This window comes from Pseudomonas sp. MOIL14HWK12:I1, assembly GCF_000510705.1.
GTDB classification, from domain to species: Bacteria; Pseudomonadota; Gammaproteobacteria; order Pseudomonadales; family Pseudomonadaceae; genus Chryseomonas; species Chryseomonas oryzihabitans.
In genome coordinates this window covers 1-20,377 of sequence record NZ_AZNY01000010.1, presented here as the reverse complement: position 1 = coordinate 20,377, position 20,377 = coordinate 1, and the positions used below count along the sequence as shown (strand labels likewise).

Here is a 20,377-nt window from a genome sequence, read left to right as displayed (position 1 = left end):
GGACTCCAGCTGACGGGATGCCTTGAGCCTGACCCAGGGTGGTAATACACTCAAACGACATTATCGGTAGCTATGGTTCGATAAAAACGCATCATGCCCGCACCTCTCGATATCGACGTCCTGCGTACCTTCCACACCATCGTGCGGCTGGGGCAGTTTCGCGCCGCCTCGCTGCAGCTCAATCGCAGTCCCTCGGCGGTGAGCAGCCAGATCCGCCGACTGGAGGAGCAGACCGGTGGCCGGCTGTTCGAGCGCGACAACCAGGCCGTGACCCTGACCCCGCTCGGACGCCGCGTGCTGCTGGAGACCGCCGACCTGTTGCAGACCCATGACCGCATCCTCGCCGGTCTCACCGGCCAGCCGGTGGTGGGGGAGGTGCGCCTGGGCGTGGCCGAGGACTATGCCGCGCGCCTGCTCAAGGCCGTCTTGCCGCGCTTGCAGGGCGAGCATCCCGGAATCGTCCTGGAGGTGCTCACCGGCAACAGCAGCCAATTGCGGCGCTGGCTCGGTCAGGGCCTGCTGGACCTGGCGCTGCTGGTGGGACCGCCCCGCACCGACCGGGCGGACGGCCAGAGATTCGGCCATACCCAGCCGGTGTGGGTCGCCGGTCCCGGGCTGCAACTGAGCGCGGAGGCCAGCGTGCCCCTGGCGCTGCACGGCGAGGGCTGCAGCTATCGCGAACTGGGCATCGACCTGCTGATCCGCCAGGGCCGGCGCTGGCATGCGGTGGTGACCAGCGCCGCCTCTTCGGCGCTGGAAGCGGCGGTCGAACTGGGGCAGGCGGTGGCCATCACCGACCGGGCACGCATGACCCCGCCGATGCGCGAACTGACGCCGGAAGAAGGCTTTCCCGCGTTGCCGGTGCACGAGTTGCGACTGGCCTCGCCACCGGGCGAGCGCAGCCCCGCCTGCGCCTCTCTGGCCGGGCTGATCGCCGAGGATTTCCGCATCTAGCCCGGCGGCCCGGCGTTTGACCGGGCCCTGGCCCAGCCACTAAGGTGGCCGCCTTGCCGCTCGACCCCTGGGCCTGCGCTCCCACCTTCGGCATGCGCGCCCCCTGTCCGCACGTCCGGTCCGCTACCGCCGCTCCTGTCCGCTGTTCTGGAATGTTTCGCCTGTCATGACTGCCTCACCCGCCATCCCCCGTCTCATCTATCTGCTGGCCCTGACCATCTTCGCGCTGACCACCGCCGAATTCATGGTGGCCGGCATGATGCCGGCGCTGGCCGCCGATCTCGGTGTCTCCCTCGGCCAGATCGGCTATCTGATCTCCTGGTATGCACTGGGCATGGCCCTGGGCGGCCCGCCGCTGACCCTGTTGCTGCTGGCCCTGCGCCTGGCGGAAAAGTCGGCGCTGCTGTGGCTGCTGGCGCTCTATCTGGTCGGCGCCGTGGTGGCCGCGCTGGCCGTCAGCTATCCGGTGATGGCGGCGGGGAGGGTGCTCATGGGCATCGCCAGCTCCGCCAGCATCGGCCTCTGTCTGACCCTGGGCGCCAACCTGGTCACGCCGGATCGCCGCGGCCGGGCGGCCTCGCTGATCCTGTCCGGACTCATGCTGGCGCCGGTGTTCGGGGTGCCGGGTACGGTACTGATCGAGCAACTGGCCGGCTGGCGCGCCAGCTTCTGGGCGGTCGCCCTGCTGGCGGCCTGCTGCACCCTGCTGGTCGGCCTCTGCGTGCCGCGGGCGCCGGCGCGCGCGGCCGGGCAGTTGGGCGGGGAGCTGCGGACCCTGGTCAGTGGCAGACTCTGGGCGGCCTACCTCACCAGCGGCCTGATCATCGGCGCGACCTTTGCCGGCTTCAGCTACTTCTCGCCCATCCTCATCCAGGTGACGGGTTTCGCGGCCACCACCATTCCCTGGCTGCTGATGGGGTATGGCCTCGCCAACGTGCTGGGCAATCTGCTGGTGGGTCGCCTGGCCGATCGCTACACCCTCAAGGTGCAGGGCGTCGGGCTGGCGGTGCTGGCGCTGGGCTTTGCCCTCTTCGTCAGCTGCGCCGACAGCGCCGCCGCCAGCCTGCTGGCCCTGGCGCTGATCGGCCTGACCGGGGTGGCGCTCAACCCGGCCATGGTCGCTCGGGTCATGGCCGCGGCCACCCCGGGCCCGTTGGTCAACACCCTGCACACCTCGGTGATCACCGCGGGCCTGGCGGTGGGCGCCTGGGCCGGCGGCGCGGCCATCGATGCCGGCCAGGGCCTGCGCGCACCCCTGTGGGTCGGTCTGGGCATGGCGCTGCTGGGCGTGCTGAGTCTGGTGCCCAGCCTGGTGCAGCGACTGGTGCTGTCGTCATCGCCAGCGGGTCGCTGCTAGTACCTGGCAGCTGGGGCGACCTGGTCGCGTCGGGCTGCCGCCGCGCGCGCCCGGGTTTCGTCGCTGAATGGCTCTACGGCGCACCTTTCGGCGGGATTGCGTGTGCCGCCTTCACTGTAGCCTGACTGTCATCTTTCCCTGGCATGTTGCCTTCCGAACACGGGAGGCGCGTTTTCGCGCTTTCGATTCCTGGACCTTCGACAAGGGCGGTACGGACATGCAGGCTTCGCTTCGCGGTATGACGTTGGGTGTGGTGCTCGGGCTGCTGAGCGGCGGCCCGGTTTGGGCGGCGACGCCCATTCCCTTCTGGCATTCGATGGATGCGGAGCTTGGCAAGGAGGTCGACTCCCTGGCCCAGCGCTTCAACCAGACGCACCCGGAATTCCAGGTGCAGCCGGTGTACAAGGGCAACTACGAGCAGAATCTGGCGGCTGGCATCGCGGCCTTCCGGACCGGCAAGCCGCCGGCCATTCTGCAGGTCTACGAAGTGGGCACCGCGACTATGATGGCGTCCAACGCCATCGAGCCGGTCTACCAGGTGTTCAAGGATGCGGGTGTGAAGCTGGATGAAGCGGGCTTCGTACCCACCGTCGCCAGCTACTACAGCGACGCCAAGACCGGTCAGCTGCTGTCCATGCCGTTCAACAGCTCCACCCCGGTGCTCTACTACAACAAGGCGGCCTTCAAGCAGGCCGGCCTCGATCCGGAAGCGCCACCCAAGACCTGGAAGGAGCTCGCCGACGACAGCGCCAAGCTGCGCGCCGCTGGCCTGAAGTGCGGCTATACCAGCGGCTGGCAGAGCTGGGTCCAGCTGGAAAACTTCAGCGCCTGGAACGGCCTGCCCTTCGCCAGCCAGGACAACGGCTACCTGGGCAGCGATGCCGTGCTGGAGTTCAACCAGGCGCCGCAGGTCAGGCACATCGCCCTGTTGCAGGCGATGGGCAAGCGCGGCGACTTCACCTACGTCGGTCGCAAGGACGAACCCACGGAGAAGTTCTACAACGGCGACTGCGCCATGCTGACCACCTCGTCCGGCTCGCTGGCCAACATCCGCCACTACGCCAAATTCGACTTCGGTGTGGCCATGATGCCCTATGACGGCGACCTCAAGAGCGCTCCCCAGAACGCCATCATCGGCGGCGCCAGCCTCTGGGTGTTCAAGGGCCAGGATGCGGCGGTGAAGCGCGGCGTGGCCGAATTCCTCGCCTTCCTGGCGCAGCCGGAGATCGCCGCCGAATGGCACCAGCTGACCGGCTACCTGCCGATCACCAAGGCGGCCTACGACCTGACCCGCGAGCAGGGCTTCTATACCAAGAATCCGGGGGCCGACATCGCCACCCGGCAGATGTTGAACAAGCCGCCGCTGGCCTTCACCAAGGGCCTGCGCCTGGGCAACATGCCGCAGATCCGCGCGGTGATCGACGAAGAGCTGGAAAGCGTCTGGACCGGCAAGCAGGCCCCGCAGCAGGCGCTGGATGCCGCTGTGCAGCGCGGCAACGTGCTGTTGCGCCGCTTCGAGAAATCCACCCAGTAAGCCTGGGATCCGCCCTGGCGGCGCCGGCCGATGACTGCCGGCGCCGCTCCTCTTTTCGCGACGATGCGTGCGCCCATGTCCACATCCCGTCAGGTCTTTCCCACCGGCTGGCTGCCCTATGCGCTGCTGGCACCCCAGCTGGCGATCACCGCCGTGTTCTTTCTCTGGCCCGCCGGCAAGACGCTCTGGTATTCGCTGCAGAGCGTCGATCCCTTCGGCCTGTCCAGCCAGTTCGTCGGCCTCGACAACTTCCGTCAGCTATTCCAGGACCCGCTGTATCTGGCCTCCTTCTGGACCACCCTGACCTTCAGCGCCCTGGTGACCGGCTGCGGCCTGCTGGTGTCTCTGGTGCTGGCGGCGCTGGTCGACCTGGTGGTGCGCGGCAGTCGGGTCTACCAGACCCTGCTGCTGCTGCCCTATGCGGTGGCGCCGGCCATCGCCGCGGTGCTGTGGATCTTTCTGTTCAACCCCGGTCTCGGTCTGCTCACCCTGCTGCTGGAGCGCTACGGCTATCACTGGAACCACGCCCAGAACGCCGGCCAGGCGATGTTCCTGGTGGTGCTCGCCTCGGTGTGGAAGCAGATCAGCTACAACTTCCTGTTCTTCTTCGCGGCGCTGCAAGCCATCCCGCGCTCGCTGCTGGAGGCAGCCGCCATCGACGGCGCCGGGCCGCTGCGCCGCTTCCTGCAGCTGTCGCTGCCGCTGATCGCGCCGGTCAGCTTCTTCCTGCTGGTGGTCAACCTGGTCTACGCCTTCTTCGACACCTTTCCGGTGATCGACGCCGCCACCGGCGGCGGTCCGGTGCAGGCCACCACCACGCTGATCTACAAGATCTACCGCGAGGGCTACACCGGGCTCGACCTCTCCGCCTCTGCTGCCCAGTCGGTGGTGCTGATGCTGCTGGTCATCGTGCTCACGATGGTGCAGTTCCGCTATGTCGAACGCCGGGTACGCTATCAATGATCGAGAATCGCCGCGGACTGACGCTGCTGTGCCACCTGATGCTGGTGCTGGGCATCGGCGTCATCCTCTTTCCACTCTATGTGGCCTTCGTGGCCGCCACCCTCGATGACCGGGCGGTGTTCGCCACGCCCATGAGCCTGATCCCGGGGCGCCATCTCTGGGACAACCTCAGCCTGATCTGGACCCAGGGCGTGGGCAACAGCACCGCGCCGTTCTGGCGGTTGCTGCTCAACAGCTTCCTGATGGCGCTGGGCATCACCCTGGGCAAGCTGTCGGTGTCCATCCTCTCGGCCTTCGCCATCGTCTGGTTTCGCTTTCCACTGCGCACCCTGGCCTTCTGGCTGATCTTCATCACCCTGATGCTGCCGGTGGAGGTGCGCATCTTTCCCACCGTGGACACCATCGGCCATTTGGGAATGATGGACAGCTACGCCGGCCTGACCCTGCCGCTGATGGCCTCGGCGACCGCCACCTTCCTGTTCCGCCAGTTCTTCCTGACGCTGCCCGACGAGTTGCTGGAAGCGGCGCGCATCGATGGCGCCTCGCCGTTGCGCTTCTTTCGCGACATCGTCCTGCCGCTGTCGCGGACCAACCTGGCGGCGCTGTTCGTCATCACCTTCATCTACGGCTGGAATCAGTACCTCTGGCCGCTGCTGATCGTCAGCAACCCCGATCTCGGCACCGCCGTGGCCGGCATTCGCGGCATGCTCTCGCTCGGCGAGCGGGCGCCGCAGTGGAACCAGGTGATGGCGGCCATGCTGCTCACCCTGATCCCGCCGGTGGCGGTGGTGCTGGTCATGCAACGTGCCTTCGTGCGCGGTCTGGTGGATAGCGAAAAATAACCATGGCAAACCTCGAACTCAGAGCCGTCTCCAAGAGCTGGAACGGCAAGACCCAGGTCATCCAACCGCTCGATCTTCAGGTGGCGGATGGCGAATTCATCGTGCTGGTGGGCCCTTCGGGCTGTGGCAAGTCCACCCTGCTGCGACTGGTGGCCGGGCTGGAGCGGGTCAGCGCCGGTAGCATCCACATCGGCGGGCGGGACGTCACCGCGCTGGAACCCAAGGCGCGCGGCATCGCCATGGTGTTCCAGAACTATGCTCTCTATCCGCGTATGAGCGTGGCCGAGAATCTGGCCTGGGGCCTCAAGATCGCCGGTCTCGGCCGCGCCGAGATCGCCACCCGGGTCAAGGAGGCGGCGCGCATCCTGGAACTGGATGGCCTGCTCGAACGGCGGCCGCGAGAGCTGTCCGGCGGCCAGCGCCAACGGGTGGCCATGGGCCGCGCCCTGGTGCGCGATCCGGCGGTGTTTTTGTTCGACGAGCCGCTGTCCAACCTGGACGCCAAGCTGCGGGTGCAGATGCGCCTGGAGTTGCAGCAGCTGCACCAGCGACTCGCGACCACCAGCCTCTATGTCACCCACGACCAGGTGGAGGCCATGACCCTGGCCCAGCGGGTGGTGGTGATGCAGGCAGGGGTGGTCGAACAGCTCGGCACCCCGGTGGAGGTCTACGAACGCCCGGCGACGCGCTTCGTCGCCAGCTTCATCGGCAGTCCGGCAATGAATCTGCTGGACGGCCAGGTCGACGCCGCGGGCAGTCACTGCGACGTGCCGGGCGGTCTGCGGCTGCCCCTCGGGCCGGGCTATCGCCACCTGGCCGGACGCCCGGTCTGCCTGGGCATCCGGCCCGAGCACCTGCAACCCTGCAGCGACCCCGAGCAGGGGCTGCCGCTGGTGGTCCGCACCCTGGAGATCCTCGGCGCCGACAACCTGGCCCATGGGCGCTGGGGCGAGCAGGGGCTGGTGGTGCGCCTGCCGCATCAGCAGCGGCCGGCGCCGGGCCACGTCCTGCAGCTGCGCGCGCCGCAGGAGCACCTGCACCTGTTCGATGCCGCCTCCGGTCAGCGTCTAGAGCCGCGGTACTAGGCTTCAGGCACTGGGCACGCCGGTCCGGTCAGGGCGTGGGGCGGTTTCCCTCCGGCGCCCCGGAGAGGATACTGCGCCCTTTGCCGCGCTGACCGCCGATACCCATGGAAAACCTCCCGCTGTTCGATCTGCCCGCCGCCCCCGAGGAAAAACCCAAGCCCAGGCGCGCCCGCAAGGCTTCGCCCGCCAGCGGCCTGCGCCTGCTGCACACCTCCGACTGGCACCTGGGGCAGCATTTCCTCGGGCGCACCCGCGAGGCCGAGCATCGCGCCTTTCTCGCCTGGCTGGTCGACCAGGTGGCGGAGCAGGAGGTGGACGTGGTGCTGGTGGCGGGAGACATCTTCGACACCGCCACGCCGCCGAGCTACGCCCGCGAGCTGTACAACGGCTTCATCGTCGCCCTGCGCGCTACCGGCGCCAGCCTGGTGGTGCTCGGCGGCAACCATGATTCCGCCGCGGTGCTGGCCGAGTCCCGCGAATTGCTGGCCTGCCTGGACACCCGGGTGATCCCCTGCGTCAGCGCGACGCCGGCCGACCAGCTGCTGGAATTGCGTCGCCGCGACGGCGAGCTCGGCGCGCTGCTCTGCGGCATTCCCTTCGTGCGGCCGCGTGACGTGCTGCAGAGCCAGGCCGGGCAGAGCGCCGATGACAAACGCCAGGCGCTGCAGCAGGCCATCCAGGGCCACTACGCCGAGCTCTACGCCCTGGCCGAGGCGCGCCGCGCGGAATTGGGCGCGACGCTGCCGATCATCGCCACCGGCCACCTGACCACCGTGGGCGCCAGCGCCAGCGAGTCGGTGCGGGAGATCTATGTCGGCAGTCTCGACGCCTTTCCCACCAGCGCCTTTCCGCCGGCGGACTACATCGCCCTCGGCCATATCCACCGACCCCAGCGGGTTGGCGGCCTGGAGCAGGTGCGCTACAGCGGCTCGCCGCTGTGCCTGAGTTTCGACGAGCAGCGGGACAAGGAAGTCCTGCTGGTGGAGTTCGGCAGTGCCCTGGAGCGGATCACGCCCCTGGCGGTGCCCTGTTTCCAGCCGCTGGCCGTGGTGCAGGGCAGCCTCGACACCCTGGGCGCGGCTCTGATCGAGGCGGCCGCCGATGGCAGTCCCGCGTGCCCGGTGTGGGCCGAGGTGGTGGTGGCCGGTGACGACTACCTGGCCGATCTGCAGCCGCGCATCTCGGCACTGGTGGCCGACCTGCCCCTGGAAGTGCTGCGGGTAAGGCGTGCGCGCAGCCTGGTAGCGCCTACCTTGCAGGGCAATCCGCGCGAGACCCTGGAGGAGCTCAGTCCGCTGGACGTCTTCAGCCAGCGCCTGGCCGCCGAGACCCTGGATGACGAGCTGCGCAGTCGTCTGGAAGGCCTTTACCGCGAGGTTCTCGGCGAGTTGCCGGCCTGATCGCAGCGAAACGCTTCCATCGGACCAGCTTTTTCGTCCGGAACAAGGCCCGTTTGCCCGGGGTCACCCTCTCTATGTAGCCCATACCGGAGGAGACCCCATGCACGACCTATCGCAACCCCTCGCTGCCACGCGCCATGAGCGCACCGACAACCAGGTACCCAATGTCCAGGGCACCGAACGCCTGGTGTCCCTGCTGGGCGGCGGCCTGCTGATCCTTGGCGGTCTGCGCCGCGGTGGTCTGACCGGCTGCGTGAAGCTGGCCCTGGGCGCCATGGCCCTCAGCCGTGGGGTGCGCCAGCGGTGCGAGCTCAAGGCCGCCTTGCAGCCTTCGCCCTTCGAGCAGGCCCTGGCCGAGCGCTGGGGCTGGCGCAATCCCACCGCCATCCAGCGCAGCGTCACCATCGCCAAGCCGCGTGAAGAGGTGTTCGCCTACTGCACCGACCTGCAGCACCTGCGCGAGCTGCTGCCCTTCGTCGACCGCATCGAACTAGGCGCCGATGGCGACAGCCACTGGCATGCCTCCGGTCCCCTGGGGCGCACCCTGAGCTGGACCCTGGAGCAGAGCGAGCGTCGCGAAAACGAATTCCTGCTGTGGAGCACCGTGCCCGGCACGGTCATGGCGCACAAGGCCAGTCTGACCTTCAGCGACGCGCCCCAGGGCCGCGGCACTCTGGTCCAGGCGGTACTGGCCTGCGAAGCCCCGGCCGGCCTGCTCGGCCATGCGGTCACCGAAGGCATCAGCCGCTTCACCGGCAAGGCGGTCAACCTGGGTCTGCGGCGCCTCAAGCAGCAACTGGAGACCGGCGAGATCGCCACCCCCGAGGTCACCCGCAGCGGTCGACCCTTGGCGCCCCCCCATCCGCCGGTGAGCCGTCCGGCCGACGAACCCCAGGCCGACCTCGACGCCGGCCTGGGCACCCAAGCGAGGACCGAATGATGCGCGCCCTGACCTGGCAAGCCCCCAACCGTCTGCAGGTGGAAACCGTCCCGGATCCGGAGATCCTCAACCCGCGTGACGCCATCGTGCGCGTCATCATGTCCTCGGTATGCGGCTCGGACCTGCATCTGCTGGGCGGCTACGTCCCGGCGATGAAGCCGGGCGACATCATCGGCCACGAATTCCTCGCCGAGATCGTCGAACTGGGCAGCGGCCTGCGCAATCAGGGCCTGGCCATCGGCGACCGGGTGGTGACGGTCTCCATCCTCGGCTGCGGTGACTGCGAGCACTGCCAGCGCGAAGACTACAACTGCTGCGACAACAGCAATCCCAAGCCCGAGCTGACCGAATTGGCCTATGGCCAGCCCTGCACCGGCATCTTCGGCTACAGCCACGCCTTCGGTGGCTATGCCGGCAGCCATGCCACCTATGTGCGGGTGCCCTATGCCGACGTCAATCTGTTCAAGGTGCCCGACGGGGTCAGCGACGCCCAGGCGGTGTTCGTTTCCGACGCCGTGCCCACCGGCTACTACGCCGCCGACATCGCCGACATCCAGCCCGGCGACACCGTGGCGGTCTGGGGCTGCGGCGGGGTCGGGCAGATGGCCATTCGCAGCGCCTACCTGCTGGGCGCCGAACGGGTCATCGCCATCGACCGCTTCAGCGATCGCCTGCAACTGGCGGCCGAGAAAGCCGGCGCCATCGTCCTCGACTACGAGACCACCAACATCCATGAGGCGCTGCTGGAGCTAACCGGTGGCCGAGGTCCGGATCGCTGCATCGACTGCGTCGGCATGGAGGCCCATGGCACCCAGGTCGACTACGCCTACGACAAGACCAAGCAGCTGCTGCGCCTGCACACCGAGCGCGGTTCGGCGCTGCGCCAGGCCATCCGCGCCTGTCGCAAGGGTGGCACGGTCTCGGTGATCGGGGTCTATGGCGGGGTGATCGACAAATTCCCCATGGGCGCCATCGTCAACAAGGCCCTGACCCTGAGATCGGGCCAGCAGCCGGGCCAGCGCTATGTGGAGCGGCTGTTCGAACACATCCAGAAGGGCGAACTGGATCCGTCCTATCTGCTCACCCATCCGATGAGCCTGGAAGAGTCGCCCTATGGCTACGAGCTGTTCAAGTCCAAGGACAAGAACTGCATGAGGGCGGTATTCATGCCGTGAGGGGTCGCCCGGTGATCTAAGGGCTCACCGGGCTTTCCAGCACCTAGACCAGCCAGGTCGCCAGCGGCTGCCACAGCGCGGCGACCTTGTGGCCGCCACTGCAGCTGACCAGCGCCAGGGTGCCCAGGCCGACCAGCAGGGGCATGCCGAGAAAATCTAAGGGAGACAGGGGCGAGCGCACGACGAATCCTCCTGGGATACGTGGTTGCAGAGCGATACCTTGCAGTTGAGAGCGGAGGCGGGGGCAAGTTCAGCGGTGGGCACGACCACAGGTCGAGTGGTCGGTTGGCATGGGCGAGCGCGCCCAACAATGCCAGAATCGGCGGTTCGCCGAGTCGTCCTGGAAAAGCCCGATGAAGATCCTCACCCTGCGCCTGAAGAACCTCAATTCCCTCAAGGGTGAGTGGAAGATCGACTTCACCGCCGAACCCTTCGCCAGTAGCGGCCTGTTCGCCATCACCGGGCCGACCGGGGCGGGCAAGACCACCTTGCTGGACGCCATCTGCCTGGCGCTCTATCACCGCACGCCGCGCATGAGCAAGGTGGGCGGAGAGAGCAACGAACTCATGACCCGTCACACCGGCGACTGCCTCGCCGAGGTGGAATTCGCCGTGCGTGGCGAGCGCTATCGGGCCTTCTGGAGCCAGAGACGCGCCCGCGACCGCGCCGATGGCGCCCTGCAGCCGCCCAAGGTGGAACTGGCCAGGCTCGACGGCAGCATCCTCGCCGAAAAGACCGGCGACAAGCTCAGACTCACCGAAGAACTCACCGGCCTCGACTTCGAGCGCTTCACCCGTTCCATGCTCTTGGCCCAGGGGGGGTTCGCCGCCTTCCTGGAAGCCAGCGCCAGCCAGCGCGCCGAATTGCTGGAAGAGCTGACCGGGACCGCGGTGTACGGGCAGATCTCCCAGCGGGTGTTCGAACGCGCGCGCGAGGCCAAGGGCGTGCTGGAGGGCCTGCGCCAACGCGTCGCCGGGGTCGAGGTGATGGATGACGAAAGCCGCCAGGCACTGGCCGCCGAAGGCACCGGCCTGGCGCAGCGCGAAGAACGCCTGGGCGCGGACCTCAAGACCTTGCAGGTCCAGCGCCAGTGGCTGAGCGCCCTGGAGCAGGCGACGGCGGGCGAGCAGCAGGCCGCCACCCGGCTGGCTGCGGCGCAGCAGGCCTGGGACGCCGCCGAGCCGCAGCGCCAACGGCTGGCCGCGGCCGAGCCGGCGGCGCGGCTGCTGCCCATCGAACAGGCCTGGCGTGAGGCCGCGGCGCGTGAACAGCGCAGCCGGGACGAACTGGCCCAGCTCGACCAGCGGATCCAGACCCTGGCCAGCCGCCGCGACGCCGCCCTGGCCCAGGCCCTGGGCGCCAGTGGCGAACAGCTGCGCCAGGCCGAGGCGGAGCAGGCGCAGGCGCTGGATGAACAACAGCGCCTGGAGCAGAGTCTGGCCGAGCGGACCCGCCATGCCGAACTCGGCGAGCGCCTGGGCGACTGGCGCAGCCAGCTGGCCCTGCGCGACGAAAGAGCCGAGGCCCTGGCGCGCCTGACGCGCCGCCAGGAGGAACAGACCCGTCAGCTGCAGCTGCTGGCCGAGGAACGCGAGGCCCAGCAGGGGGCGCTGACCCGCGCGCAGGCGCAGGCCGCCCAGGCCCAGACGGCGGAGCAGGCCCAGAACGAACGCTGGCAGGCCGCACTGGACGGCCGCGACGAAAAGGCCTGGCGCGCCCTCTGGCAGGCGGCGCTGGGACGGGTCAACGAGGTGGACCAGCTGGACCAACTGGTCGAGCGTCGGCGTCAGCTGCAGGCCCAGCTGGAGCGCCTGGCGCGCAGCCAGGGTGAACGCCAGCGCCAGCATGGCGAGCATCAGGTGCGCCTGGAGGCCCTGCGTGGACGCTATCGTGAAGTCGCCCAGCAGGTGCGCGAGCGCGAAAAGCTGCTCGAACAGGAAAGGGTCATCCGCAGCCTGGAAGCCCAGCGCGCCGAGTTGCAGCCCGACGAACCCTGTCCGCTGTGCGGCTCCCGCGAACACCCCGCGGTGGCCGACTATGCCGCCCTGGACGTCTCCGCCACCCAGACCGCCCTGCAGGACGCCAAGGCCGAGCTGGAGCGCCTGACCCAGGAAGGCAAGGACCTCAGCGAAGCCCTGGCGGCGCTCAAGGCGCAACTCGATCAGGCCAACGAGCAGCAGGCCGAGGCCAGTCAGCAGCTGGACCAGTTGGGCGAACTCTGGCGCCAGCGTTGCACGGCCCTGGGCGCCGATCCCGAGGCGCCCGGTGCCATCGCCGAATTGCGCCGCCGGCAGGATCAGGAACTGGCGCGCATTCAGCAGGTGCTCGCCACCCTCGATGGCCTGCGTCAGCAGGGCGAGGAGAGGCGCAACGAAGCCCAGCGCCTGGCGCGTCAGCAGGCCGATGCCGAACAGCGCCTGGCGCTGGCCGAGGCCGCCTGGGAGCGGGCGCGCCAGGCGCTGGCCGAAGGTGCCGAGGAGCTGCGTCAGGCCCAGGCACAACAGGCCAGGGCCGAGCGGCAGCTGGGCGAGGAACTGGCTGGCTGGGGTCATGAAGTCCCCGGTCGTGCCGGCGAATGGCTGGCCCAGCGCGACCAGGAGTGGCGGCTCTGGCAGGCCGACAGCCAGCGCGCGCAGGCCTTGCAGCAGCTGCACAGGGACCTCGCCCAGCGCCTGGCCACCCTGACCCCGCTGGTCGCGACCTGGCGCCAGCGCGCCGGCGAGGTCGTCCCCGCCCCGGTAGCGCCGGAGGCCGCTACGGCCGTGCTCGCCGAGGCGACCGCGACCTGGGAAGACTGCCGCGAGCAGGGTGCGGCGCTGCAGGGCACGCACCAGGCGCTGCACGAGCGGCTGGCGGGTGAGGTGCAACTGGCCCGCGAAGCCGGCGAGCGCTGGCAGGCCGCCCTGGCCGCCAGTGCCTTCGCCGATGCCGACTCCTGGCGCGCCGCGCAACTGGACGACCACCAGCACAGCGCCCTGACCGCGGAGCGCACCCGCCTCGAGACCGCCCTGACCGAAGCCCGCGCCCTGGCAGGGGCCGCGCGGGAGCGGCACGCCGCCCTGGCTGCCGAGCCGCTCACCGAGCGCAGCGCCGCCGAGCTGGATGCCGAACTGGCCGCCGCCGGCGCCGAATTGCGCGCCCTGGGCCAGCGCCAGGGCGAGGTCAATGCCGCCCTGCGCGAAGACGAACGGCGGCGGGACGGCCTGCAGGCGCTGCTCGGCGAGATCGCCGCCCAGGAGCGCGATCATGATCTCTGGCAGCATCTCAACGGCCTGATCGGCTCGGCGGATGGCGCCAAGTTCCGCAAGTTCGCCCAGGGCTTGACTCTGGATCACCTGGTGCACTTGGCCAATGGTCAGCTGATGCGCCTGCACGGTCGCTATCGACTCTTCCGGCGCCAGGCCGCCGAACTGGAGTTGCAGATCCTCGACACCTGGCAGGCCGATGCCCTGCGCGACATCCGCACCCTTTCCGGCGGCGAGAGCTTCCTGGTGAGCCTGGCCCTGGCGCTGGCCCTGTCGGATCTGGTCAGCCAGCGCACCGGCATCGATTCGCTGTTTCTCGACGAAGGCTTCGGCACCCTGGATGGCGAGACCCTGGAGGTCGCTCTGGATGCCCTCGACCAGCTCAATGCAAGTGGCAAGACCATCGGCATCATCAGCCACGTGGAGGCCCTCAAGGAGCGCATCCCGGTGCAGCTCAAGGTGCGCAAGGGCGTCGGCCTTGGCCATAGCGGCCTGGAGCGGCGCTATGCGGTGGAGAAAAACGCTACCGAGTGAGTAATTTTTCCGGTGCAGTGGTCGAAGCCCAGCGCGAAGCGAAACGTCGAAACTGTTAACGTAGACGGGTTCGCCTCGTCTGCTGGCGTTATGACATCTCCTTCTCCTACCGGCCACTAACCACCATGTCCCAGTTCCTTGCCGTCGGCCTGTTCGAATACGATCCCAGCCGCGCCAGATGGCGCGCGGATGCTGCCTGCGCGGCCATGCTGGAACGGGACGCCGAGGTACTGGCCCGGGGGCTCGCGCCTGCCGAGTTGCTGAGCGATCTGCAGAGCCGCAGCGCGCCACCCGAGGGCCTGCTGCCCGCCCCGGGGCAGGTCTGGGAGGCCTGGCGCCAGGGCGCCGATGGCCAGCTGCGCTGCCTGCAGTTCCAGCGGCGCGAGGCCGGCGGCGTACTGCTGGACGTCACCGCGCAGCGTCGCCATGAAGCCGAACTCTGGCAGGGCGAGGCCTTCAAGCGCAGCGTGATGGTCTGCAGCGTCGACTGCATCAAGCTGATCGATCTGGAAGGGCGCCTGGAGTACATGAATCCGGGCGGTCTCATGGTCATGGAGATCGACGACTTCATTCCCTTCCAGGGCCGCCTCTGGGCCGAACTCTGGCCCGAGGAGCAGCGCCATGAGGTGACCGCCGCCATCGAGGCGGCGCGGCAGGGTGGCATCGGCCGCTTCACCGGACTCGCGCCCACCGCCAAGGGCACCCGGCGCTGGTGGGACGTGGTGGTCACGCCGATCCTCGGCGATGACGGCAGCCCGCTGAAATTCCTCTCCATTTCCCGCGACGTCAGCGAAGCCGTCCACACCCGCGAGGCGCTGGACGAACTCAATCGCAACCTCGAAGAGCGCATCGAGGTGCGCAGCCAGGAACTGGTGGCCCTGGAAGAAGAGTTGCGCCAGGCGCAGAAGATGGAAGCCATCGGCCAACTCACCGGCGGCATCGCCCACGACTTCAACAACCTGCTGACCGGCATCGTCGGCTCCCTCGACCTGATGCGTCGCCGGGTGCAACAGGGCCGTATCCAGGAGCTGGAACGCTACCTGGACACCGCCACCCGCTCGGCGGAGAACGCCGCGGCCCTGACCCAGCGGCTGCTGGCCTTCGCCCGCCGCCAGGTGCTCGAACCCCGCCCGGTGGATGCCGGCCAGCTTGTGCAGGGCATGCACGAATTGCTGCGCCACAGCCTGGGCAAGAAGATCCGCAAGGACGTCCAGCTCGACACCGACCTCTGGCTGCTGCACTGCGATCCGCACCAGCTGGAAAACGCCATCCTCAACCTGGCCATCAACGCCCGCGACGCCATGCCCGAGGGCGGCAACCTGAGCATCCGGGTGGACAATGTCAGCGGACCCCTGAGCATCGGTCTGCCGATCGAGACGGTGGACGGCGATTTCGTCCGCATCCAGGTCTGCGATACCGGCACCGGCATGGACGCCGATACCCTCAAGCGCGCCTGCGAACCCTTCTTCACCACCAAACCCAGCGGGCGCGGCACCGGACTCGGGCTGTCGATGATCTACGGTTTCGTCCGCCAGTCCGGTGGCCAGGTGGAGATCCACTCGGTGGTGGGCGAGGGCACCTGCATCAGCCTCTATCTGCCGCGGCTGCTGGCCCGGCCGGCGCCGGAAAGCGCACCCAACGACGCCGAGGGCCCGGTGCTGCCGGAAGTCTCCGGCGACTGCGCGCTGATCGTCGAAGAAGAGCGCGAAGTCCGCGTCATCATCGGCGAGGTGTTGGCGGAACTGGGCTACACGCCGTTGGCGGTGGCCGACAGCGCCACCGCTGTCGCGCTCATCGCCTCCGGCACCCTGCGCATCGACCTGCTGGTGACCAGTCTCGGTCTCGCCGGGCTGGACGGCCGGCAACTGGCCGAGCAGGCGCGAGCCACCACGCCCGGACTGCCGGTGCTCTATCTGTCCGGCCAGGCGGATCCGGCGTCCCTGCCGGAGCTGGCGGAAGAGGGCGTCGAACTTATCGGCAAACCCTTCGGCCTGGAAGAGCTGGCGCGCTGCGTGAGGCGTCTGCGTCCGGGCGGCTGAGCCGGTCGCGGCGAACTGTCGCGGCGCGCCAGGGTCGATCCTTTCGAGTCGCAACCTCCGTTGCGGCTGCTGTCGTGTCGACAAGAAAAGGAGCGCTTCATGAAACGCCTGCCACCTGCGCCACCCGCGCGGATGCTCGTCCTGTCCCTGTCCATCGCCTTTCTCGCCGCCTGCGCCCATGAGGGCAGCAAGCCGGAAACCCCGACCTGGAGTTGGCGCGATGCCAGCAACGCCCGCGCCGTGCCGCCGGACCAGGCCTATCCCGAGCTGTTCACCGCGGTACAGCAGGGCAAGCTGTTCAGCGACCAGAAGCACTTCGTCGATGCCCTGCCCAAGCGCAATCCAGCCGACATCCGCCAGGACTACCTGGCCCAGCGCGACAAGCCGGGCTTCGACCTCAAGGCCTTCGTCAGCGCCAACTTCGAAGAATCCGATCCGATCAAGGCCGCCCCGCCCAAGGCGGGGGCCGACCTGCCCACCCACGTCAAGGACCTCTGGCCGGTGCTGACCCGCCATTACGAAGAGGTGCCGGCCTACAGCAGCCTGCTGCCGCTGCCCAAGCCCTATGTGGTGCCGGGTGGCCGCTTCCGTGAGGTCTACTACTGGGATTCCTACTTCACCATGCTGGGGCTGGCCAAGGACGGGCGCACCGACCTGGTCCGCGACATGGTGGACAACTTCGCCCATGAGATCGACGTCTACGGTCACATCCCCAACGGCAACCGCAGCTACTACCTGAGTCGCTCGCAACCACCGTTCTTCGCCTATATGGTCGATCTGCAGGCCAGCCTGGAAGGCGACTCCGCCTATCGTCGCTACCTGCCGCAGCTGCAGAAGGAATACGCCTACTGGATGGCCGGCGCCGAAGGCCTGCAACCGGGCCAGGCCAATGCCCATGTGGTCAGGCTGGCCGATGGCACCCTGCTCAATCGCTACTGGGATGCCCGCGACACCCCGCGTCAGGAGTCCTACATGGAAGACCTGGCCACCGCCGCCCAGGCCAAGGGCCGACCGGCCGGCGAGGTCTATCGCGACCTGCGCGCCGGCGCCGAGAGCGGCTGGGACTTCTCCTCGCGCTGGCTGGGCGACGGCAAGACCCTGGCGACCATCCGCACCACCGCCATCGCGCCGGTAGACCTCAACAGCCTGCTCTATCACCTGGAGCAGACCATCGCCAAGGCCTGCGAGAAGACCGGCGAGGCCAGTTGCGTCCAGGCCTACAGCCAGAAGGCCAAGACCCGTCAGCAGGCCATCGACCGCTACCTGTGGAATCCCGCCGGTTACTACACCGACTTCGACTGGCAGGCCAAGCGCCGCACCGACAAGCTCTCCGCCGCCACCCTGTTCCCGCTGTTCGTGGGCGCCGCCAGCCAGAGCAGCGCCGACCAGACCGCGGCCACCGTGGCCAACCAGCTGCTGCGTCCGGGCGGCATCGCCACCACCACGGTCAAGACCGGCCAGCAGTGGGACGAACCCAATGGCTGGGCACCGCTGCAGTGGGTGGCCGTGGACGGCCTGCGCCGCTACCAGCAGGACAAGCTGGCCGCCGACATTGGCACCCGCTTCCTGACCCAGGTGCAGAACCTCTACGCCCGCGAGCAGAAGCTGGTGGAGAAATACGACCTCACCGGCGGCCAGGGTGGCGGTGGCGGCGAGTACGAGTTGCAGGACGGCTTCGGCTGGACCAATGGCGTCACGCTCAAGCTGCTCGAACTCTACAAACCGCAACCCGGCGCGAAATAGGGCAAAAGAAAAGGTCCGCTACGGCGGACCTTTTTCATCGCGTGAGACCCGTAGGTTGGGCTGAGACAGCTCTATCGTCGAAGCCCAATAATCCAGAAGTGATGACTCACCCGTTGGGCTTCGCTGCGCTCAACCCAACCTGCGAGCCGCTCTTTCCACTCTCCCTCCGGGAGAGGGCCGGGGTGAGGGCAAACCCTACGCCAGAGCCATCCGGATACTGACGCCAGATTTCACAGCGGATCCACCGGCGGCGCATCGTCCTCGTCGGCCGGCAACTCCGCCGGATGCAGCCCTTCCGGGTCTTCATCCTCGGGCAGCGGCAGGATGGCGTTCATCAGCTGTACTCCGGATTGCGCGGATTCTTCTGCGGCAGGCGCTCCTCGACCGGCTTGTCATCCGGATCTTCGCCCACGGGCTCCTCGGGATCGGGCGCGATGTCCGGATCGATGTCCAGGTCGTCGGGGTTTTCCTTGATCTGATCGTTCATGCGGCCTCCGCGAGTGGTTGTCAAACGTTGGGCAGACCCCCTGGCGCGAAGTTCGCCACCGGCGATCAGCGATAGCCTCTGGCCTGCAGATCGAACAGCTGGGCATAGCGACCACCGCTCGCCAGCAACCCCTCGTGATCGCCCCGCTCGCGGATCTCCCCATCTTCCAGCACCAGGATCTGGTCGGCGTTGCGCACGCTGGAGAAGCGATGGGATATCAGCAGGGTCATGCGTTGCTGCGCCTGGGCGCGAAAGCGCTCGAAGATCACCGCCTCGGCCGCGGCGTCCAGCGCGGCGGTGGGTTCGTCCAGCACCAGGATGTCGGCGTCCTCGCGCATGTAGGCGCGCGACAGGGCAATCTTCTGCCACTGCCCGCCGGACAGTTCCTGGCCGCCCATGAACCAGCGTCCGAGCTGAGTCTCGTAGCCCTCGCGCAGACCGGCGATGACCTCGTCGGCCAGCCCCTGCTCGGCCGCCTTGCGCCAGCGCGCCTCGTCATTGAAGGCCTGGGTGTCGCCGACGCCCAGGTTTTCACCGGCGGTGAGCTGGTAGCGGATGAAGTCCTGGAAGATGACGCCGATGCGCCTGTGCAGGGCCGCCGGCTGCCACTCCTGCAGATCGCTGCCATCGAGCAGGATACGGCCTTGCGTCGGGCTGTGCAGGCGGGTCAGCAACTTGATCAGGGTGGTCTTGCCCGAACCGTTGGCCCCCACCAGCGCCAGGCTCTGGCCCGGCGCCAGGTGAAAGCCGATGTCCTTGAGTGTCGGCGCGGCCGCACCCGGATAGGTGAAGCCGACCCCTTCGAATCTCAGGCCGTCGCCAGGCTGGCTGCCGGCGGTGAGGCTGCCGCCTTCGGCGCTGGTCGGCTGGCCCAGGTAGTCATAGAGATTGCTCAGGTAGAGGCTGTCCTCGTAGAGGCCGCCCAGGGCGGTCAGGCTGGCGCTGACCGCGGCCTGGCCCTGGCGGAACAGGGTGAGATAGAGGGTCATCTGGCCCAGGCTCAGGCGGCCGCGCACGGTATCGAGCACCACCCAGGCATAGGCGGCATAGAAGGCGAGGGTGCCCAGCAGGCCAAAGACGAAACCCCAGCCGTCACGTCTCAGCGTCAGGCGGCGGTCCTCGGCGTAGAGCTTGGCGAAGGTGGTGCGATAGCGCTCCAGCAGCAGCGGCGCCAGGCCGAACAGCTTGACCTCCTTGATGTAGGCCTCGTGGGAAAGCAGCGTCTCCAGATAGGTCTGGCGGCGGGTCTCGGGCGCACGCCGGCTGAACAGGCGAAAGGCATCGCCGGAAAAGCGCGCCTCGGCCAGGAACACCGGTAGGGCGCCCACCACCAGCAACAGCAGCGCCCAGGGCGAGAAATGCACCAGCAACACGGCGAAGCTGATCAGGGAAATGAGGTTCTGCAACAGGGTCAGGGACTTGGTCACCAGCGCCAGGGGCCGGATGGAGGCCTCGCGCCGGGCCCGCACCAGCTTGTCGTAGAAGTCGGCGTCCTCGAACTGCGCCAGCGACAGGGTCTGGGCCTTTTCCAGGATCAGCAGATTCACGGTCTGCCCAAGGCGTACCCGCAGCAGCGATTGCTGCACCGACAGCAGCCGCTGGGCGCCCGCCAGGGCCGCCAGTACCCCGGCTTCGGCCAGCACGAACTTCAGTACCGGCCACAGCGGTGCCTGGCCCTGGTCGGCATGCAGCCGCATGGCCGCCACCACGGCATCGACGATGCGCTGCCCCAGCCAGGCGGCCAGTGCCGGCAGCAGGCCGGCGACGAGGGTCGCCAGGATCAGGCCGATCATCAGCGCGGGAGAGGTACTCCAGACCAGGCCGGCAGCGCGGCGCATCTGCTGTTGCACGATAGCGAAGGAGGTCGAGAGGGCCATGGCGGATCTTCGGCGGGGGTCAGCATTAGTCGAGGCGGCGGTCGCCATGTTCCCCAGGCTATGGCAAAAGGCTTACATCGACTGGTGTCACCTGGCCATGTTGCCATCTGCGGGTGCTGCGTAATCTACACCCATCAGCCGCGCAGGATGCGCAGCCCTGAGGTCACGGACGAAGACCAGGCCAGGATGGCGCCTGACAGGA

At 68.2% G+C, this 20,377-nt stretch carries 15 protein-coding genes; 12 read left to right on the top strand and 3 right to left on the bottom strand.

Features of this window, described 5'->3' with window-relative positions; all coding sequences use genetic code 11:
• Window positions 1-93: 93 nt before the first annotated feature.
• From PSEK12I1_RS0109000 to PSEK12I1_RS0108960, 9 genes are all read left to right on the top strand, one after another.
• The gene (locus PSEK12I1_RS0109000) at window positions 94-954 is read left to right on the top strand and encodes a LysR family transcriptional regulator (RefSeq protein ID WP_027601323.1); all 861 of its coding nucleotides are present in this window, start codon (window positions 94-96) and stop codon (window positions 952-954) included.
• Window positions 955-1,120: 166 nt separating this feature from the next.
• Window positions 1,121-2,311, top strand: coding sequence for an MFS transporter (locus PSEK12I1_RS0108995; protein ID WP_027601322.1), 1,191 nt, complete (start codon window positions 1,121-1,123; stop codon window positions 2,309-2,311).
• Window positions 2,312-2,528: 217 nt separating this feature from the next.
• A complete protein-coding gene (gene ugpB, locus PSEK12I1_RS0108990; RefSeq protein WP_037006855.1) occupies window positions 2,529-3,845 on the top strand; it encodes a sn-glycerol-3-phosphate ABC transporter substrate-binding protein UgpB in 1,317 nt (438 codons plus the stop codon).
• Between the two features lie 75 nt (window positions 3,846-3,920).
• Window positions 3,921-4,808, top strand: coding sequence for a sn-glycerol-3-phosphate ABC transporter permease UgpA (ugpA, locus tag PSEK12I1_RS0108985; RefSeq protein ID WP_027601320.1), 888 nt, complete (start codon window positions 3,921-3,923; stop codon window positions 4,806-4,808).
• Entirely contained in the window at window positions 4,805-5,650 is an 846-nt protein-coding gene (gene ugpE, locus PSEK12I1_RS0108980) for a sn-glycerol-3-phosphate ABC transporter permease UgpE (RefSeq protein WP_027601319.1), read from the top strand. Before ugpA ends, ugpE begins: the two co-directional genes overlap by 4 nt.
• A gap of 2 nt (window positions 5,651-5,652) precedes the next feature.
• Window positions 5,653-6,735 carry a sn-glycerol-3-phosphate import ATP-binding protein UgpC gene (locus tag PSEK12I1_RS0108975; RefSeq protein ID WP_027601318.1) on the top strand — a complete coding sequence of 361 codons (1,083 nt, stop codon included), beginning with the start codon at window positions 5,653-5,655 and terminating at the stop codon, window positions 6,733-6,735.
• A gap of 194 nt (window positions 6,736-6,929) precedes the next feature.
• Window positions 6,930-8,135, top strand: a complete 1,206-nt coding sequence (gene sbcD / locus PSEK12I1_RS0108970) for an exonuclease subunit SbcD (RefSeq protein ID WP_027601317.1) — start codon at window positions 6,930-6,932, stop codon at window positions 8,133-8,135.
• A gap of 100 nt (window positions 8,136-8,235) precedes the next feature.
• Window positions 8,236-9,075, top strand: a complete 840-nt coding sequence (locus PSEK12I1_RS0108965; RefSeq protein ID WP_027601316.1) for an SRPBCC family protein — start codon at window positions 8,236-8,238, stop codon at window positions 9,073-9,075.
• Complete coding sequence (locus PSEK12I1_RS0108960; protein WP_027599041.1) at window positions 9,075-10,250, top strand: zinc-dependent alcohol dehydrogenase; 1,176 nt, start codon at window positions 9,075-9,077, stop codon at window positions 10,248-10,250. The genes PSEK12I1_RS0108965 and PSEK12I1_RS0108960 overlap by 1 nt, the downstream gene beginning before the upstream one ends.
• 43 nt (window positions 10,251-10,293) lie before the next feature.
• Here PSEK12I1_RS0108960 and PSEK12I1_RS24560 read toward each other — a convergent pair whose 3' ends face one another.
• A complete protein-coding gene (locus tag PSEK12I1_RS24560) occupies window positions 10,294-10,431 on the bottom strand; it encodes a hypothetical protein (RefSeq protein ID WP_155951402.1) in 138 nt (45 codons plus the stop codon).
• Window positions 10,432-10,603: 172 nt separating this feature from the next.
• Between PSEK12I1_RS24560 and PSEK12I1_RS0108950 the strand changes: the two genes are divergently transcribed.
• From PSEK12I1_RS0108950 to treA, 3 genes are all read left to right on the top strand, one after another.
• Window positions 10,604-14,029, top strand: coding sequence for an AAA family ATPase (locus PSEK12I1_RS0108950; protein ID WP_027601315.1), 3,426 nt, complete (start codon window positions 10,604-10,606; stop codon window positions 14,027-14,029).
• 125 nt (window positions 14,030-14,154) lie between these two features.
• Window positions 14,155-16,068: a PAS domain-containing sensor histidine kinase gene (locus tag PSEK12I1_RS0108945; protein ID WP_027601314.1), complete on the top strand. Its 1,914-nt coding sequence runs from the start codon at window positions 14,155-14,157 to the stop codon at window positions 16,066-16,068.
• 99 nt (window positions 16,069-16,167) lie between these two features.
• Complete coding sequence (treA, locus tag PSEK12I1_RS0108940) at window positions 16,168-17,811, top strand: alpha,alpha-trehalase TreA (RefSeq protein WP_051398732.1); 1,644 nt, start codon at window positions 16,168-16,170, stop codon at window positions 17,809-17,811.
• Window positions 17,812-18,145: 334 nt separating this feature from the next.
• On the opposite strand, the gene PSEK12I1_RS24755 is transcribed toward treA, so the two are convergent.
• Window positions 18,146-18,298 carry a hypothetical protein gene (locus PSEK12I1_RS24755; RefSeq protein WP_007162537.1) on the bottom strand — a complete coding sequence of 51 codons (153 nt, stop codon included), beginning with the start codon at window positions 18,296-18,298 and terminating at the stop codon, window positions 18,146-18,148.
• Between the two features lie 65 nt (window positions 18,299-18,363).
• Entirely contained in the window at window positions 18,364-20,175 is a 1,812-nt protein-coding gene (locus PSEK12I1_RS0108925) for an ABC transporter ATP-binding protein (protein WP_027601313.1), read from the bottom strand.
• Window positions 20,176-20,377 lie beyond the last annotated feature (202 nt).

Coding starts and splice junctions, on each gene's coding strand:
- PSEK12I1_RS0109000 (WP_027601323.1), top strand. CDS start 94: ATGCCCGCACCTCTCGATATCGACGTCCTGCGTACCTTCCACACCATC.
- PSEK12I1_RS0108995 (WP_027601322.1), top strand. CDS start 1,121: ATGACTGCCTCACCCGCCATCCCCCGTCTCATCTATCTGCTGGCCCTG.
- ugpB (WP_037006855.1), top strand. CDS start 2,529: ATGCAGGCTTCGCTTCGCGGTATGACGTTGGGTGTGGTGCTCGGGCTG.
- ugpA (WP_027601320.1), top strand. CDS start 3,921: ATGTCCACATCCCGTCAGGTCTTTCCCACCGGCTGGCTGCCCTATGCG.
- ugpE (WP_027601319.1), top strand. CDS start 4,805: ATGATCGAGAATCGCCGCGGACTGACGCTGCTGTGCCACCTGATGCTG.
- PSEK12I1_RS0108975 (WP_027601318.1), top strand. CDS start 5,653: ATGGCAAACCTCGAACTCAGAGCCGTCTCCAAGAGCTGGAACGGCAAG.
- PSEK12I1_RS0108965 (WP_027601316.1), top strand. CDS start 8,236: ATGCACGACCTATCGCAACCCCTCGCTGCCACGCGCCATGAGCGCACC.
- PSEK12I1_RS0108960 (WP_027599041.1), top strand. CDS start 9,075: ATGCGCGCCCTGACCTGGCAAGCCCCCAACCGTCTGCAGGTGGAAACC.
- PSEK12I1_RS0108950 (WP_027601315.1), top strand. CDS start 10,604: ATGAAGATCCTCACCCTGCGCCTGAAGAACCTCAATTCCCTCAAGGGT.
- PSEK12I1_RS0108945 (WP_027601314.1), top strand. CDS start 14,155: ATGTCCCAGTTCCTTGCCGTCGGCCTGTTCGAATACGATCCCAGCCGC.
- treA (WP_051398732.1), top strand. CDS start 16,168: ATGAAACGCCTGCCACCTGCGCCACCCGCGCGGATGCTCGTCCTGTCC.
- PSEK12I1_RS24755 (WP_007162537.1), bottom strand. CDS start 18,298: ATGAACGATCAGATCAAGGAAAACCCCGACGACCTGGACATCGATCCG.
- PSEK12I1_RS0108925 (WP_027601313.1), bottom strand. CDS start 20,175: ATGGCCCTCTCGACCTCCTTCGCTATCGTGCAACAGCAGATGCGCCGC.